Below are 15,502 nucleotides of genomic sequence, written 5' to 3'. Positions count from 1 at the left end.
GGCCGAGGCAGGTAGGCGGCGCGGACCCTGGGCGTCGACCGCGTACATCTGTACCGGATCGGCCACGTGGCGATCCCGGCTGCTGGGAGGGCAGTGGTCAGGCGCGCCAGTGGCGTCAAGCCCGCCATCGCAAGGGCCGGGCCCGGAGCGGAACGGTGGCCTCGGTCGCAACGGTCCGGTCTGGCGGGGGCTCACCTTCTCTGTCAAAGTGCGGTGCTGAGATGTCTGGCCGACGTGCGCCGTGCAGCCCGTCACCGGCCGAGACGACCCGGCACTGCGGTCGGGCGCGGTGGCGGGACGGCAGCGCGTGTCGCTAGGGTCGCCGGATGACTTTCAATGATGAGTTCGCCGCCGACTTACGACTCAGTGAGGCACCGTCCGGGGTGATCGTCAACGCGTTGCGCTGGGATCTCCTGAACGATTGGGTCCGGTACCTGAACGACGACGGGCACCCGGACAAGACAGCCGAGATGGCGTACGTCTGGGGATTCATCAACCGGGACTTCGGCGGCGACGCGCTGCGGTGCCTGTGGGGCAAGCACGAGACCAACTACCCCATGTTCGCCGAGACGGTGTGGCTGCTGCACCGCGAGTTCAGCGAGGGCGCCGGGACGGATGCGCATCCTCTCTTCGCAGGCGTGCCGTCTGTCCCCGCCGACATTCTGTTCCGGAAGATCGCGAGCGTGTCCGCACCGGCTTTCCGGAAGCTGACCGAGGATCAGATGCTCGAGATTCTCCGCAAGGCGCCGCAGGACTACGCGTCGATGCGGTAGAAGCCCACCCGAGGATGCTCCCGCCCGTGAGTTCACCCGCTGGGCGGGGCTGTCTTTCGGATCTCGACAGCTTGTGCGGCATACTCCCGGCGGCCGGGGTGTCGGGCAGAGACAGCCGCTCGCGGCGAGTGGGCTGCTTTGAGCCGGTGTGATGGCTGAAGCTGTCTAGGCTCGCTTGGCATGAGTACTGCTGCTTCGAAAGACCCTGCAGGCGAGTTGTCGGAGTACGACCGGAAGCTGCCGCGAAAGCGGGTGGCGGCCGGTGTGCTGTTCTTCGACGCGGACGGCCGCGTCCTGCTGGTCGATCCGGTCTATAAGACCCCGTGGGAGATCCCCGGCGGCGCCGTGGAGTGGGACGAGTCGCCCCGTGACGGTGCCGTGCGGGAGGTGCGGGAAGAACTCGGGCTGGTCCGGCAGCCGGGCCGGCTGCTCGGGATCGACTGGATCGGCCCACGGCCGGGACGCAGCGAGGGCATGGTCACCATCTTCGACGGTGGCGTGCTGGACCCCGAGGAGGTCACCGCGATCCGGTTGCAGGACGAGGAACTCCGGGCCTTCGAGTTCGTCGGGCTGGAACAGGTTCGTGAGCGGTTGATCACGCTGCTCGCGAGGCGGGTGGAGGCGTGCGTGGCCGCTCGCGAGCGCGGGGAGACGGTCTGTCTGGAGAACGGCGCCCCGGTGTGACCGGTCGGCCCCGGGAGGCGGCCCGGACTCAGGCCGACAGCTTCCGCGAGACCGCCGCCGCGAGCGGGGATTCCGCAGAAGGCCCGCCGACCCTGACCCCTGTTCGTACAGCCGCTGCTTCAGCCGGGTTCACGCGGCGATCACGGACGCCCGCGACCACAGCATGCTGATCCGCGCCCGCCCGACGCCCGGCACGCCCGGCCAGGCTGCTGGTAGGCAGAATCCTGTACGTCTCCTCAGCGTTTCGTGGTGCCGAGGAACCTGGCGGTGTAGCGTCAGGCTCAGCTGTCATGGTTCCGAAGTACCGGTCGCCCGTGAGCAATGCGCACGGGCGATTCTTGCGTTCAAAGTCTCTGAGGGCCAGGGCGATCACCTCCGGATGCCGCAAGGTGCGGGATCCGACTTCGAGTCCCCTTGGAGGGCAAAATGGCCAGTGGAACCGTCAAGTGGTTCAACTCGGAAAAGGGCTTCGGCTTCATCGAGCAGGACGGCGGTGGCCCCGACGTCTTCGCCCACTACTCCAACATCGCCAGCTCCGGCTTCCGCGAGCTCCAGGAGGGCCAGAAGGTGAACTTCGACGTCACCCAGGGCCAGAAGGGCCCCCAGGCAGAGAACATCACCCCCGCCTGACATGAGCCTGCGCGGCACCCGCCTCGATGGGCGGGTGCCGCTGGCTCTGTAGGGACGCCTGCGCAGGACCGGGCGCACGCTGTGGCAAGTCATCGTGCCGACGGGGACGACGATCAGGCCCGCGGCCTGTGCGCTCTCGCGCAGGATTTGGGGCCCGGCGAGGCCCAGCGGCCAGCCGCTGCAGGCGATCGCCACGCGTGGAACCGGACAGCCTGAACGCGGAGCCGTAGCTTCGGCCACAGCCTGCAGTTCGGCGTCGCGCCAGGCTTCCCGTTCGAGACGATGGTCGCCACGCTCTCGCTCGGCCGGGCCGTCATGTTCCAACGGCCCTGGTCGGCACGGAGCCCATGGTGGGCACAGCACCTCACTGCGGGGGATCCGCAGATACAGCGGCCGTTGCGTTGTGCGCTGCACATGCCTGGAGGCCGTGGATGGCCTGGGCGCGTTCGAGATCGTATGCGGAAGCCTCAGGCAGGGTGAGCGCTGCCTGGAATTGCTGCCGGGCTTCGTCCCGGCGTCCTGCTGTGAGGTGGGCACGGCCGACGCGGCATCTGATATCCATCTCCACCCTGCCCCACTGGGGTTCGTTCTCGCGCTTCATCTTCCGCTGTACGGTGAGCGCCCGGCCGAAGTAGGGCATGGCCGCGTCCGGGTGGCCTTCCTGATGAACGGCTGTGCCCAGGCGTGCCAGGGCCAGGAACAGGAGCATGAGGTCCTTCGCGGCGGTGGCCAATGCGGCCGCTTCATGGAGCAGGGGTAGTGCCTGGTGAGGCTGCCCCAGGGCGGAGTGTGCGTCGGCCATGCAGATGAGGGTTCGGCTTTGCACCCGAGGGCGGCCGACCATCCGGGCTCGTGCGAGCGCGACCCCGAAGCAGTCCAGGGCTTCCTCCGCGCGTTCCTGTGCGAGTCGCGTGTAGCCGAGGGCGGAATGCGCGGCGGATGCGCCCCAGTCGTCGGAGGGTGGAATGACCTGCAAGGCGGTTTCGATGTGGGCTTCGGCCGCAGCAGTGTCCCCCGACTGAAGTGCGACGGCCCCGAGTCCGGTCATCGCTCGCGCGAGCTCGGCGGGCTCGCCATACCGGCGGCTGAGGTCTGCGGCCTCTTCGAACCAGGTTCGCGCCGGGTCGGTGCAGGAGGCGAAGAGCTCCGTCATGCCCATGCAGTTGCGCAGCGCGGCGATCATCCGCCGGTCACCGGTGCGTGGTGCGCTCTCGATGGCGACGCCCAGGACTGCTCGGGCGTCGTGGTGGCGCCCGCGGCTGATGAGGTACTCGGTCAGGGCCTCGGCGATCGAGCAGGCGAGGTCCTTTTCCCCGAGCGAGAGCGCGTGTGAGACGACGTCGACGATTTCGCCCCGGGTTTCGTCCAGCCAGTCCGCCGCGTCCCTCCAGTCGGTGAAGGCCGAGGGTCCCAGCGGGTGTGCGGCCGGGAAGCCTTCTGGGCCCCAGTCGCTCGCCATCCGGGCCGCGTCGAGATGGAGTCGCAGGGCCGCCGTGCCCGCGGTCCTTGCTGTGCTCGGGGTGGCTTGGGCCAGTCGGCGTGCGTGGGCACGGACCAGGTCGTGCAACCGGTAGCGACCGGGGCGGGGTTGTCGTACGAGACCTGCGTCGACCAGGTTCTCCAGTGCCGGGCCGGTCTCATGTGCGGGCAGGGTCAGCATCGCTGCTGGAGTGCGTGCGTCGAACTCGACGGTGGGTGAGAGGCCCAGGACGCGGAAGATGTGTTGCTGCTGTGGCGGGAGGTGTTCGTAGGAGAGCTGGAAGGCGGCCGCGACGCTCCGGTCGTCGGCGTTCAGCTCCTTCAGCCGGTCCTCATCACCGGCCATCCGGTCCACCATGTGGGCCAGGGTCCATTCGGGGCGGGTCTGGAGCCGGGCCCCGATGATGCGCAGGGCGAGCGGCAGTCCGTCGCAGAGCCGGGCGAGCTCGGCCGCGGCCTGGGGTTCACGGTTCGTCCGGTCAGGGCCGACGACACTGCTGAGCAGGCGAACGCCCCCTTCTTCGGGCAGTGGCGCCAGTGAGTGGCGGCGGGTCGCGTCCAGCCCGGCGAGCCGCCGTCTGCTGGTCACGATCACGGTGCTGTCGGGCCCGGACGGCAGCAGGGGCCGCACCTGTTGGGCGTCCACGGCGTCGTCCAGCACCAGCAGCAGACGCAGGCCGCTGGTCGCGGTGCGCCATGCGGCAACCAGTTCGTCCTCATCGTCGCCGATCCGATCGCTGTCCCTGCCCAGGGTGCGGAGCATCCGGGCCAGGGCTCGCCGGGGGGAGAGGGGCTGTCCCGTCGCATGGGCCCGCAAGTCGACGAAGAGGCAGCCGGCCGGGTGAAGGTGAGCGAGCTGGCGGGCGGCCTGGACGCTGAGCCGGGTTTTCCCGATGCCGGGCGTTCCGTCCACCGCGACAACCGTGATGCCCCCGGGCGAGCCGGGCCCGCTGAGCAGCGCCAGCTCCGCCTCTCTTCCCACCAGCGGCCCCACATCGCCAGGGAGCTCGTTCACCGGTGGCGAGAAGGAAACCGGGGCCGGGGCGTAGGTGCCGGGCGGCGGCAGCAGGATCGTGTCGTCCTGCCGCAACACGGCCTCGTACAGGCCGCGCAGTTCCTCGCCCGGCTCGGCACCGTGCTCCTCGCGCAGACGCTCGCGCAGGAGGTGGAAGGCGTCGAGTGCCTCCGCCTGGCGCCCGCTGGTGTACAGGGCCCTGACCTGCAGGGCGAGCAGCCCCTCGTCCAACGGGCGGGACGCGGTCAGCTCGGCGAGTTCTTCCAGAGCCTCGGCTGACCGTCCGAGCAGGAAGAGACACTCCAGCCGACCCCGTCGCAGGGTGGCCCACTGCTCCTGCAGTTGCCGCCGGACCGAATTGGTGTAGCGGCCGGGAAGGCCGGCCAGCGGTTCTCCCCTGAACAGCGCGAGCGCCTCGCCGAACAGAGCGAGTGCAGCGGCGGGCCCGGCGCATGCCCTGGCCTCGTGGGCTCGACCGCTGCGTGCGGCCAGCTCATCGGTATCGAGCCCGATCTCCTGAGCGTCGAAGGAGTACCAGCCCTTGCCGCTGCGGATGACGCCAGTCCCCTGCACCGCCTCTGTCTCCAGAGCCTGGCGCAGGGCGTAGACGTGGGAGGGCAGGACTCGAACACCGGTCGGGGGCGGGTGATCGCCCCAGATGTCGTCGATCAGGTCCTCGTGGGTCACACGATGGCCTGCGCGGAGCACCAGCGCCACGAGAACGGCCTGACGGCGTACGGGCCCCAGGTCCAGGTGCCGTCCGCCGCGGCGTACGGAAAGGGGCCCGAGCAGGTCGAACTGCAACTGCCCGGCATCACCGTCCGCCACACACGCCCCCGCCGCTGCCCAATTCATCATTGCTTCATCGGAATTGCAGCGCAGTCGGCCAGGCTCCCACAAGCCATAACCCGGGCGGGTTTTCAGCGGTTCCCGGCCACGCGGCCACGTACTGGCGCACGGCCGGCTCGTTCCTGACACGCACCCGTCCCGGGGCCGACTATCAACGCATCGGCCGGCCCGCGCACGGCGTGCTGGGCCGGTGCGTGACGCATGAAGGGGGACCGTGTGTCCCAGCAGAACCCCTCCGGTGACGAGCCTCCCACCGGGCCCGTCAGTCCGTCCGGCCCGGTGCACGGCTGGTGGCAGAGGCTGAGCTCGTGGCAGCGGATCGTTCTGCCTGCCGGGATCCTGACCCTGGTGATCGCCGTGATCGCGGCCGCCGTGCTGAACTCCGGCAGCTCCTCCGACGGTTCCCCAACGGCGGCGCGGGACCTGCAGCCGTTCCGTGAGGCGGTCGACGATCTCGCGACCGCCCCGGGGCTGCAGTACAAGGACACCTCAACCGTCGGCATCACCGAGAACACCCTCACGGTGACAGCGGCCGGGAGTACCTACGGCACCACCAGTTCCGGCCCGAGCGATCACGGCCGGGACGTGCTGCGCATCGGGGGGAAGAAGTTCACACGGTGGCAGGTCGATCCCGCACCCAGGAAGGACGCGGCGGCGGGCGAGAAGGCAACGCCCAGCGAGTGGATCGTGGGCCTGGACGACGGCTCCGAGCTGATGGACGAGGTCCTCGCCCGGGCCATCGCCCCCTCGAAGCTGGCTGCCGTGCTGGACAAGGCGCTGACCGACCTGGAGAAGTCACCGCCCCCGGCAGCGAACGGCTCGAAGGCCCCGGGCGGGCCCGGGCAGCGCACGTTGAGCGTGAACGGCACGCCCGCGCTCGGCATCGACACCTCGGCCGGCCGGCTGCTGGTGACGAAGGAGAAGCCGCACCGCGCGTTGCGGCTGGAGGCCTACGACCTGCGCGACGGGCTCGCCGACATGAGGGACCAACTGGAGAACGGCGAAACACCGGCGGCTCCCCGCACGGTCACCGCCGGACCGCTGGCCTCCGGCGGCACCAAGGGAATGGACCTCACCCCGGTCCTCGCCGACGCCGCCGACAAGATGTTCGACACCCTGGTCGAGTACGCCGACCAGCTCGAAAACGCGACCGACCGGGGCATCACCTTCACCCTCGACAGCGCGGGCGAGATGGACTGCAGTCCGAAGGGCTGCACCGCCACCCAGAGCTTCACCGGTGATGTCTCCTCCATCGCCCGGAGGGAACGCGTCACCAAGGGCGAGGTCTCCGCGGTGATGAGCGCCACGTTCTCCATCGACGGTAAGCCCGCCGGCGAATGCACCAGCCCGCAGCGCACCTTCCCCGTCCGCGGCAACAACGTCTCGGGCACCTTGAAGTGCTCCAACCCGGGAGCCGGCCCCCTCTACGCCTCAGTCGCCGCCCGCGTACAGGCACAAGCCCAAGCCGACGCCGACCGCTGCGGCTGCAAGGTCCGCCTCACCTACCCGGTCCGCGCCAACACCCTTATCGACGCCCGCGCTCTGGCCAAGGTCGAGGCCAAAAAGCTCGCCGACCAGGCAAAAGCAGAACGTGCAGCCGCGGGCTGCGCCAATCCGCACAGCTTCCCCACCGGTACCCACGTACTGCTGGCCAACGGCACCACCCGGGCCATCGAAGACATCCGCATCGGCGACCTCGTCACCGCCAGCGACCCACAGACAGGGCGCACCGCCGCACGGCCGGTGACCAATACCTTCACCACCGAGGGCAACAAGGACTTCACCCGCATCACCGTGACCACCGGCCAGGGCCCGGCCACTATCACGGCGACCGACAACCATCCCTTCTGGCTCCCCCAGGACAAGCAGTGGAAGGACGCCGGAGACCTCCGTGCTGGCGACGAACTACGTACCCCGAACGGGTCCGGCGCAACGGCGGCCGAGGTCCGGGACCAAAAAGTCCAGCAGCGTACGCACGACCTAACGATCAATGACCTCCATACGTACTATGTGCTGGCGGGGTCCGCACCTGTCCTCGTTCATAATTCCGGTCCGTGTGTGAAAATGTCGTCTGTCATTGGTCAGGATTCGCTGCTGACCAAAGAGGCGCAAAAGGCGGGGAAGAACCAGGATGTGCAACGAGATTTTGACCACCTGTTCAAACAGCTTTCCAATGGAAATATGAAGCCGGGTACGGGAAGTAAGGCGCTGGACGGCACAGACGTGTCCTACGCTCGAGGGAGAAACGGTGGGCGGCTTTTCTTCCGGAATGTTGATGGTGGTATACAGATTGTCGGCAAGGCGGGTAAGGCGAAGGATAGTGAGCCCAAAGTGATCGCGAGGCTGAAGCAGCTCTATGGACAGTGAGCACTTCGAATTCAGGGAAGATGACATCTATCATGTCGTCAGGGAACCCGAATTCACTGCACTGTTCCTGCTCGGCGCCGACGACCGGGCGGAATCAGTAGACAACGTTGACGTCGAGTTGCGACTTCCGGACGGTACTAGCTGGAGTGGAACCTTCATGACTGTCGGTGCGATCGAAGTGGTGATGAATCGATGGAGAAAAACCGGCGAGTATGGCGGTGGTGTCTTCTTTCAGTGTTCTGATCTCGTGATCGTTCCAAAGGCTGGAGTGGCTGCCATGGTCGAGGCGCTCCGTGCGGTCGTGGCAGAGGGACCGCAGGGGACTCTCGGTAAGTTGGAATAGCCTGATCTATCCCTCTCGCCGGCGCCGGTTGATGTCCTCATGGCGCTTCAAGCGCTGATGAAGCGAATCGATCGGATCGGTGACACGGCATCGGGAGGCGACAAAGCCGTCGCTCGCTCGCAACATGCATACGCGGCGCTGCTCGATCTCGTTTATCGGCAGTTCCTCGAAGCGGGCCGTCCGCTTCAATAGCAGGTTCACTTTTCGGTCGGAGTGATCGGGCGGACTGAATAATGCGCGACGTCAGCGACTTCTCGGGGGCCTTTAGGGGTGTTGTGTGAGCTTGCAAGGGATGCCTATTGAGCAGCTCACGGAGAAGTTGGGCCGCTCAGGCGTCACCGTGATCCTTAAGGTGGTCGACGAGAGAATGGCGCAAGGTGGCGAGCCCTGGACTTATCACATCAGCTTCCTTCCGCACCACCGGCTCTGCCGGCAGTTTCGCGCTCCCAGCGGTGTTCCGCCGCAACGCTCCGACGCCGCTGTCGGGCGGAGCCGGTGGTGTGCTTGATGTCGGGGGCGTCGAGCACTGAATGGTTGGCCTGGATCGCGCGGCGGCGACCGCCCGTGGGACCTCGCGCCGATGGCTCCGGCGCCCGTCGTGGGTCAATCCGTCAATCCCTGCTGGGGTCATACAGTCCGGCACGCTCCAGCGCGTCGAACAGGCCCGCGACGCTGTCCGGTGACAGCGACGCCTGCAGGGCGGCAGCAGCGTCGCCGACCGCCTCCTTGGCTGGCGGTTCGGCGTCCCGCCAGCGGGCCGAAAGCTGGTCCAGGTGCGCAGTGTCCGCCGGGGGCGGGGCCGGGATTCCACCGTCGTTGGCTCGCACCGAAAGGTCCCCCTCGACGGTTGGCGCAGCCTTGCCGGTCGGCTGCCGGGCTGGCAGCGTCGCGGCTGGCGGGCTGCTCTCGGCGACTGCTGTTCGCATCGACTATCCCCTACGACGTGTGGCTGGCGTACGAGAACCTCTGATCTGGGAACTGCGATGCGGCAGTCCCCGTGGATCACCGCTCCGTCGGTCTTCTGGCTCTGGTGTCCGCCCTCGTGGATTCCGCAGGAGCAGTCGAAGCGTGGGCCTCCGGCTGTCGGTCGCGTGGTCGGCCGGACAATGCTCCCGCCAGGCGCGACGAAACGGTGGCCTTCGTCGGTGTAGACGTAGGAGACTGGTCGCAACTTTGAGGAGGCCAAGTGAGCGCGCAGCGTGAGCAGCCCATGAGCTATCGGGTGACCCCGATTCCGCGCAGCATCAACGCCATCGGCAATGCCCTAGGCGGCGCGGACAGAGCTCGCTTCTACGAGCAGGTTCTGGCGGCTGAAGACAGTGCTGTAGCTGACGTCATGCGCCGCTGGTGGAAGACCGCGATGCTGAACAAGGCTCCCGGAGCGGCCCGTAGCCGGGAGAACGCAAGCTCAGGTCGTGCCCTGGTCTCTGTCGATGACCTGCTGCCGCACCCGGACCCAGCCCCATGAGCTGGAGCGTCTGGACCGAAGAGCGGCCCACGCAGACTGTCCTCGCCATGCCTGTTGACCTTCGGCGGAAGACCGCGAACTTCCTCCGAGCCTTGGCCCTGGAGGTGGGGGGTGCAATCGACCTTGATCGTTCCCCGCCCGGCGATGCCTTGGATGATGTGGGTGTGCGGTACTCACTTGAAATGCCTGGTGAAGGCATCATTGTCGAGTACATGATCATGCGTGAGGCCAAGGAGATTCGCGTTGCGGTCCTCGTCTGGCTGCACTGAGTAACGTTCTGTTCTAGGGGCCAGGTGGCGGCGCGCCGCCAAGCCAACGGTTCCGCGCCTATGAGGTGAGCTTTGTGCTAGGCGCCGGCGATGCCCAGACCGGGCAGTTCGAGGTGGCCTTGTTCACCCATGACAGCTTCGGCTACCCGGAGGTCGCTGGGGGTGAGGACGCCACGGTGCCGCAGCTCGGACACTGCTAGGCGGGCTGCCTGGGCAGCTCCTGCCTGCCCCGGCTCGTAGACGGCGTCCCACACGCGAAGCAGGGGAACGAAGGACTGCCATCCACGGCTGATCATGTCCGTCAGCTGCGGAGACGGCCGGCCGGGGCCGGTGGAGTCGTCAACGAACAGAGTCAGGCCGTCTTCGGGGCTGATCATGATGCCAAGGCGCCAGCTCTGCTCGGAGATGCTGATGAGGTTGAAGGCCGCTTCATTAAGACCGAGCCTGCCGTCCAGCTGCGTGCACCACACCTGAAGCAGGGCCTCAAGGGCTCCCTGCAGCTCGGCCCACCCCGGTATTCGCCGCGAGGGGGCGGGCGGCGGGCCGCTTCCGGCTCCCTGGTGGCACCAGAGAAGCGAGGCCAGTGACTCCTTCCCGGCCGGCCCGCGGCTCGTGCTCCGTGCCCGCGTCCGGGCGTCCGATTCTGCCCGCTCCATATCCCAGGTTCTGAGCACTGACACCCGAGGGCACTGGTCCGGACGGGAGGTCAGGAGCACCGTGTGCGCGCCGTTTCGCCATTGGACGCACGCGCCGCCGTGCCCACCGCCGTATAGGGATGGGGGTCCGAGGCGGGCTGTGAGGGCCTGCAGGGCGCGTCGGGTCCCGTCACCAGCTTCGGGGCGGCTTCCGGGGGTGCGGCGTGTGCAGCCGGTCGCCACCTGGCTGTGGAGTCCGCTCGCGCACCGCGCGACATCCCCTGTTGTCCATCCGTCTGGGAACCATGGGGAGGCGCGCACGGCGCCACACCTCAAGCACGGGTCCCGAAGGTCCGGAGACGGCGTCTGAGAGCAGATGCCGGAGCCGGAGGAGGCACGGGGGGCGGGGTATGACCGGCCTGACACCATCACGCCACCGTCTCCGCGTCCTGCCCCAGGAGGACGGGAATCTCGAGGTGGCCGTTGGATATGAAGGACGGCTGCGGCTTGAGAGCTGATCGGGGGACGGCCAGCGTCATGTCGGGGAACCGGCGGAAGAGCCTGTCCAGAGCGATGCGGAGTTCCAGCCGGGCCAGTTCGGCACCGAGGCAGTAGTGGACGCCGTGACCGAACGCGATGTGCCGACCCGCGGGGACACGCGTGATGTCGAAGATGGCTGGATCAGGGTTGCCGTGGGGGTCCCGTCCTGCCGCGGCGACGTTGATGATGATGGCCTCGCCTTGGTTGATCGTCGTTGCGGTCTGCGGGTCGACGATCTGCTCGACGGCGAATCTGAGGAGAATGTTCGCGACCGGGGCGTCGTGGCGCAGAGTTTCGTCGATCACGGCGTCCCACGGCGCGTGACCGGCCTGGGCAAGGGCGAGCTGATCACGGTGAGTGAGCAGGTTGACGATGGCGTGGTCGAGGGCGTTCATCGTCGTTTCGTGGCCGGCGCCGATGAGGAGCATGAGGCTGTAGATCAGCTCCTGCTCCGTGATCACGTCGGTGTCGCGCTGCTGCACTAGCTGAGTGGTGATGTCGTCGCCGGGTACCTGCCGCTTGACTTCGACGAGCTCGGCCAGCAGATCGACGTAAGCCTTGCCGTTGGCCGCGGCCTCGGCGGGGGTGAAGTGGGTGGACATGTTCGCTCCGACAAGGTGTCGGAACCGGTCCTCCATGTCGTTGGGTACCCCCAGCATGAGGTTGACCACCTGAAGAGGGAACACCCAGGCAAGGTGACGGCGTAGGTCTACCGGCCCTGCGGGCAGTCCTGCCAATTCGTTGAGGAGCTTCTCCACGAGGGACTCGATGTCGGGCTGGAGCTGCCGTACGCGCCGCGGCGTGAAGGCCGGGGCGATCAGAGCCCGCAGGCGGGCATGCTCCTCGCCTTCGGATGCGAGGGCATTGCGGATGTCGACCCATATGCGATACGGCCACTGCTCCGGCAGCTCCCCGCTGACGTAGATCGGCCAGTGCTTGCGCGGGTCCTTGGACACCCGAGGGTCGCGCATCAGGCGCCGGGCCAGCCCGAGGTCGGTGATACTTCTCGCCTCCACTCCGCCCGGCAGCTCAACGCTGGGCGCCGGGCCAAGGGCACGAAGAGACTCGTTCTCCTCGGGGAGATCCGTGGCGAACAGGTCGAGCCGGAATGGGCAGCTGGCTACAGGTGCGGCCGCGGTGCGTTCCTGGGTGTCCATCTGTGCCTCCCGGCGAAGTGGAGGCGTGCGGACGCGCGCGTCGTCACCCCCTGTGGGTCTACGTGCTTCAGGCCGCCGAGGTGATGTGACTCTGGCATTGCGCTCCGAGGCGCAGCCAGACTCTTTGCTCAGCGAAAGCCAGCCGGCGGCCACTCCCCAGGTGGCGCCAGGCCGGAGATCGAACTTAACCCGGCTGTCTTCGTTTGAGTAGCCCGGATTCGCCCGAGGGCCCTTAAACAGGGCGGGTGACCGGTTTAGCGCGTCCAGCGCCCAGCTGCTCTGGGAGCTCGGCAGCGAATATTACGCCTCGTCAGTTTCCGCTTCGTTTACGGAGTTAGCGGGAAACAACCGACTCATTCGGTCCGGTGCGTAGTCAATGGTGGGCAGCAGTCCGGGGGCCGCTATACCGGGAAGAATTAGCCTCCAGAAGAGAGAGATCCGCCTGGGCAGCTCCTGGCGGTCGTCGAACGCCTTAGATGTCAGCTGGATCCCTACGTAGGCGCCGACGAGGACCTCCGAGATCTGGTCCGGCTCTGTGCCCGGCAGTGTCTGCTTGAGTTCCGAAGCCTGCCGGATCAGGAGCTCGGCGTGCTCGGCCCACGCGCGGAAGACGCCGGTGGCGTCCAGGGCCGGGGGAAGCCCTCCATCTGTCGAGAGTCGGGCTCCTGCCCTGGCCAGGGGGTTGTTCAAGAGCAAGTAGACGAAGAAGAAGCTGGTGTCGACGAGCTCCTGGATCTTGGACGCCTGAGGAGGGAGCGTGCTCATCGGCACCTGGATCTGCATGATCTCCTGGGCCAGTTGCTCCTTGGAGCGGAAGTGGTGATAGAGGCCGCCCTTGGTTACCTCTCCTCCGGTGCGACTCAAGATCATTTTTAGTGTTGCGCCGACGTATCCGTGCTCATCGAACACCTGGCCAGCGGCCTCAAGAATCGCCTCGTGGGTGCGCAACGACCGTTCCTGCCTTGCTCGCTGGCGCGAAGGCTCTGATTCGTTCATGGTGCAGATTGCCTTTCCTGGCCCGCCCTCCCGCCTCAGAGGCGGGGGTGGTCAATTCTGATCTTGGGCCGAGTGATTATGGTATTGCTATACCGACCGCCCGCCCCGTAACGTTACCCGTCGGTCAGTGAAGGGCTGGCCTTTCGAGTGCCTCGCGGTCGCCGGTTGGCCGCTTAGCCGTAGGGGTGGACGTGTCGTTCTTATCCGAGAGTCGGATCGGTCACAGGCGCACGAAATTTGCGGCCGGGACGCTCGCAAGGCTGCCGGGTAGACGCGTCTGGCGCAGAGGGTGAGCCGGGGCGGGCCCCCGTTTCCCGCCTAGGCAGGCAACAGTGGAACGCCGCTATCCGGAACGCCCGCACGTGGCAGATCCTCAGCGATCGCCCGTCACCAAGAAATCGAACTTACGTTTGCATATTTGCTGTCAGGGCCTGCGGACGGGCCATCGGCGAAGGGGGAACCACATGCGAAGAGGCATGCAGCGGCGGTCGCCGATCCGCCACACCGGCCTTCGGCGTTGCCAGCTGCCGCACCCGGCACCCGCCCAGCCCGCCCCTGCTGATCCTGGGTACTTCTCGCTGCACTCCCCCAGCCAAGTGCAGCCACACCACCTGGAACAGGACGGCTCTACTGCCACCTGCACAACCGGAAGCCATACCCACCAGGCCAAATCAAGCCGCCCGACACCTCAGCAAAGGCCGCGGGCGAGCTCATCCGGCCCCCACCCGCCGGCCCCCTTCCTGCATTTTCGCGAGAACTCGCAGCGCCCCGCTCCCGGCTGGAGGCTGACTCCGTTGATCCACTACAGAGGGAGTCACCCCATGGCGTACGAGCCGCCGGTCAAGGGCCGTCCGTTCATCGCGTACGAGAAGAAGGCGCGTGCCGCCGCAGGGCCCGACGGCCAGACCGTACGAGCCCGCCCGAGCGTGTACGTCCGAGAGCACGTCGACGTGAAGATCAGCGCGTACAAGGTGAAGACGAAGGCGACCGACGACGGCCCCTTCCGCACCGGCCGCGTGACCTTCGACGCCGAGTCTGTCGGCCTGGAGCACGACTTCCACGGCTCGGTCCAGGCCGACTCCAAGGCTGCAGAACTGCTGGCCGAGGCGTTCAAGAACGACCTGCCGGTCACCGTCGCCATCGAGACGACCCGCCGCTACAAGCAGAACGACAGCGGTGAGCTGATCAGCCCTCTCACGCCCATCCACGAGCTGCGCGGCATCGTCGGCGACTCGAACCGGGCGAACGCGGAGATCACCAACCGCAACTGCCGCAACCTCGTAGTCGCCGTCAACGGCGAGTTCACCGACGAGCTGGTCTCCGACCCCGAGGAGTGGGAGTCCCTGCGGGAGAACCGCGACGGCAGTCTCGCCCCGGAGGGCTACGCCGTCTTCGGCGGGGCGGTCATCCCCGCCGCCAGCGCCTCGCCCGGCAGCATCGACGTGAGCCAGCAGGTGCGGGACGAGCTGAAGAAGTTCTTCGGCACCTCCACCGCTGCCCCGGCCGCCAACGCACGTCCAGGCCGCCCGGCACAGCGAGCTGCCCATGCCGCCGAGGCAAAGCCGTGGGAGGACTGGAACACCGACGGCCGGTTCAACCACGGCTCCTACCTCGCCACCGCGATCCGGGAGACGTTCGCGCAGGCGCACCAGATGATCGCTTCGGCGGGCGTCGGCCCTGACATCGCCCCGGCCCTGGTCGGCACCCTCGCCGAACTGCTCCTGGGGATGGCAGACCGTATCCAGCTCGGCGTCTACGGCAACCCCGACGGTACCGCCGTCCGGTCCGACCGCTCTCACCACGAAGCCCGAGCGTGGATCGACTTCGTCGTCGGCCACCAGCCCGCACTCGCCTACACCGCCGAGATGGCCGACCGGACCAGCGCAGAGGCGGTCCTCGCCCGCAACGCGTGGGCCAGCAAGGTCATCGCCACGGTCGGGCCGCTGATGGACGCGGTGGCCCACGTCGCCGAAACCGACCGCATCGCGGGGCCGGACGGCATCCCCGTCGTGCATCCGGTCGCCGGAAGCGACGCCTTCGCTCGATTCAAGATCCTCCTGGGCCACAAGGACGTCGGCCTCGCAGGCTGGCACGACCGGGTTTTCCCGCTGCTATCCGACCGTTTCGGCACTCACGAGCTGAAGCGCATCGAGGTCGCCCACTTCCTCCCCGCCCTCGCGGAGTGGGAGGCCGACCCGGCCGCGTTCCTCGCTGCCGCCCGGGCCAGCGCCGCCGCGCACAAGACGGCCGAAGCCGACGACGCCCCGGCTGCCGCAGCAGCTTGATCCACCCCGGTG

At 67.6% G+C, this 15,502-nt stretch carries 13 protein-coding genes; 8 read left to right on the top strand and 5 right to left on the bottom strand.

All coding sequences use genetic code 11. The annotated features are described in order from the left end of the window. Positions 1-383: 383 nt before the first annotated feature. The 3 genes from ACH4UK_RS29100 (at position 384) to ACH4UK_RS29090 (ending at position 2,087) form a co-directional block, all read left to right on the top strand. Positions 384-773: a hypothetical protein gene (locus ACH4UK_RS29100; RefSeq protein ID WP_398361010.1), complete on the top strand. Its 390-nt coding sequence runs from the start codon at positions 384-386 to the stop codon at positions 771-773. A 180-nt stretch (positions 774-953) separates the two neighbouring features. After that, positions 954-1,457 (top strand): NUDIX domain-containing protein, encoded by a 504-nt coding sequence (locus ACH4UK_RS29095; RefSeq protein ID WP_398361008.1) that lies wholly within the window; start codon positions 954-956, stop codon positions 1,455-1,457. Positions 1,458-1,883: 426 nt separating this feature from the next. Beyond that, positions 1,884-2,087 (top strand): cold-shock protein, encoded by a 204-nt coding sequence (locus ACH4UK_RS29090; RefSeq protein WP_010982331.1) that lies wholly within the window; start codon positions 1,884-1,886, stop codon positions 2,085-2,087. A 364-nt stretch (positions 2,088-2,451) separates the two neighbouring features. Here ACH4UK_RS29090 and ACH4UK_RS29085 read toward each other — a convergent pair whose 3' ends face one another. Next, positions 2,452-5,439 carry an AfsR/SARP family transcriptional regulator gene (locus ACH4UK_RS29085; RefSeq protein ID WP_398361006.1) on the bottom strand — a complete coding sequence of 996 codons (2,988 nt, stop codon included), beginning with the start codon at positions 5,437-5,439 and terminating at the stop codon, positions 2,452-2,454. A gap of 207 nt (positions 5,440-5,646) precedes the next feature. On the opposite strand from ACH4UK_RS29085, the gene ACH4UK_RS29080 reads away from it, so the two are divergent. Both ACH4UK_RS29080 and ACH4UK_RS29075 read left to right on the top strand, forming a co-directional pair. After that, on the top strand, positions 5,647-7,797 hold the full coding sequence (locus ACH4UK_RS29080; protein ID WP_398361004.1) for a polymorphic toxin-type HINT domain-containing protein: 2,151 nt from the start codon (positions 5,647-5,649) through the stop codon (positions 7,795-7,797). Further along, entirely contained in the window at positions 7,787-8,140 is a 354-nt protein-coding gene (locus ACH4UK_RS29075; protein WP_331759107.1) for a hypothetical protein, read from the top strand. The genes ACH4UK_RS29080 and ACH4UK_RS29075 overlap by 11 nt, the downstream gene beginning before the upstream one ends. Positions 8,141-8,751: 611 nt before the next feature. Here ACH4UK_RS29075 and ACH4UK_RS29070 read toward each other — a convergent pair. After that, a complete protein-coding gene (locus ACH4UK_RS29070; RefSeq protein WP_331759108.1) occupies positions 8,752-9,066 on the bottom strand; it encodes a hypothetical protein in 315 nt (104 codons plus the stop codon). 260 nt (positions 9,067-9,326) lie between these two features. Between ACH4UK_RS29070 and ACH4UK_RS29065 the strand changes: the two genes are divergently transcribed. Further along, positions 9,327-9,608 carry a hypothetical protein gene (locus ACH4UK_RS29065; protein WP_331759109.1) on the top strand — a complete coding sequence of 94 codons (282 nt, stop codon included), beginning with the start codon at positions 9,327-9,329 and terminating at the stop codon, positions 9,606-9,608. Then, positions 9,605-9,877, top strand: coding sequence for a hypothetical protein (locus tag ACH4UK_RS29060; protein WP_398361002.1), 273 nt, complete (start codon positions 9,605-9,607; stop codon positions 9,875-9,877). The genes ACH4UK_RS29065 and ACH4UK_RS29060 overlap by 4 nt, the downstream gene beginning before the upstream one ends. 77 nt (positions 9,878-9,954) lie before the next feature. Here the strand turns inward: ACH4UK_RS29060 and ACH4UK_RS29055 are convergent, their stop codons facing one another. From ACH4UK_RS29055 to ACH4UK_RS29045, 3 genes are all read right to left on the bottom strand, one after another. Further along, positions 9,955-10,347 (bottom strand): hypothetical protein, encoded by a 393-nt coding sequence (locus ACH4UK_RS29055; protein WP_398361000.1) that lies wholly within the window; start codon positions 10,345-10,347, stop codon positions 9,955-9,957. A gap of 593 nt (positions 10,348-10,940) precedes the next feature. After that, positions 10,941-12,209, bottom strand: coding sequence for a cytochrome P450 (locus tag ACH4UK_RS29050; protein ID WP_398360998.1), 1,269 nt, complete (start codon positions 12,207-12,209; stop codon positions 10,941-10,943). A 300-nt stretch (positions 12,210-12,509) separates the two neighbouring features. After that, positions 12,510-13,157: a ScbR family autoregulator-binding transcription factor gene (locus ACH4UK_RS29045; RefSeq protein WP_398360996.1), complete on the bottom strand. Its 648-nt coding sequence runs from the start codon at positions 13,155-13,157 to the stop codon at positions 12,510-12,512. Between the two features lie 869 nt (positions 13,158-14,026). Between ACH4UK_RS29045 and ACH4UK_RS29040 the strand changes: the two genes are divergently transcribed. Further along, positions 14,027-15,490, top strand: coding sequence for a hypothetical protein (locus tag ACH4UK_RS29040; RefSeq protein ID WP_398360994.1), 1,464 nt, complete (start codon positions 14,027-14,029; stop codon positions 15,488-15,490). Positions 15,491-15,502: the final 12 nt, after the last annotated feature.

Source organism: Streptomyces sp. NPDC020884, assembly GCF_044333935.1.
Taxonomy (GTDB): Bacteria; Actinomycetota; Actinomycetes; order Streptomycetales; family Streptomycetaceae; genus Streptomyces.
The sequence above is the reverse complement of the archived record's forward strand: the minus strand, read 5'-3'. Positions and strand labels throughout refer to the sequence as shown.

Bases quoted from the DNA above. Each gene is read 5' to 3' on its own strand.
- ACH4UK_RS29085 (WP_398361006.1), bottom strand. From the start codon at position 5,439: ATGATGAATTGGGCAGCGGCGGGGGCGTGTGTGGCGGACGGTGATGCC.
- ACH4UK_RS29075 (WP_331759107.1), top strand. From the start codon at position 7,787: ATGGACAGTGAGCACTTCGAATTCAGGGAAGATGACATCTATCATGTC.
- ACH4UK_RS29050 (WP_398360998.1), bottom strand. From the start codon at position 12,209: ATGGACACCCAGGAACGCACCGCGGCCGCACCTGTAGCCAGCTGCCCA.
- ACH4UK_RS29090 (WP_010982331.1), top strand. From the start codon at position 1,884: ATGGCCAGTGGAACCGTCAAGTGGTTCAACTCGGAAAAGGGCTTCGGC.
- ACH4UK_RS29040 (WP_398360994.1), top strand. From the start codon at position 14,027: ATGGCGTACGAGCCGCCGGTCAAGGGCCGTCCGTTCATCGCGTACGAG.
- ACH4UK_RS29070 (WP_331759108.1), bottom strand. From the start codon at position 9,066: ATGCGAACAGCAGTCGCCGAGAGCAGCCCGCCAGCCGCGACGCTGCCA.
- ACH4UK_RS29060 (WP_398361002.1), top strand. From the start codon at position 9,605: ATGAGCTGGAGCGTCTGGACCGAAGAGCGGCCCACGCAGACTGTCCTC.
- ACH4UK_RS29095 (WP_398361008.1), top strand. From the start codon at position 954: ATGAGTACTGCTGCTTCGAAAGACCCTGCAGGCGAGTTGTCGGAGTAC.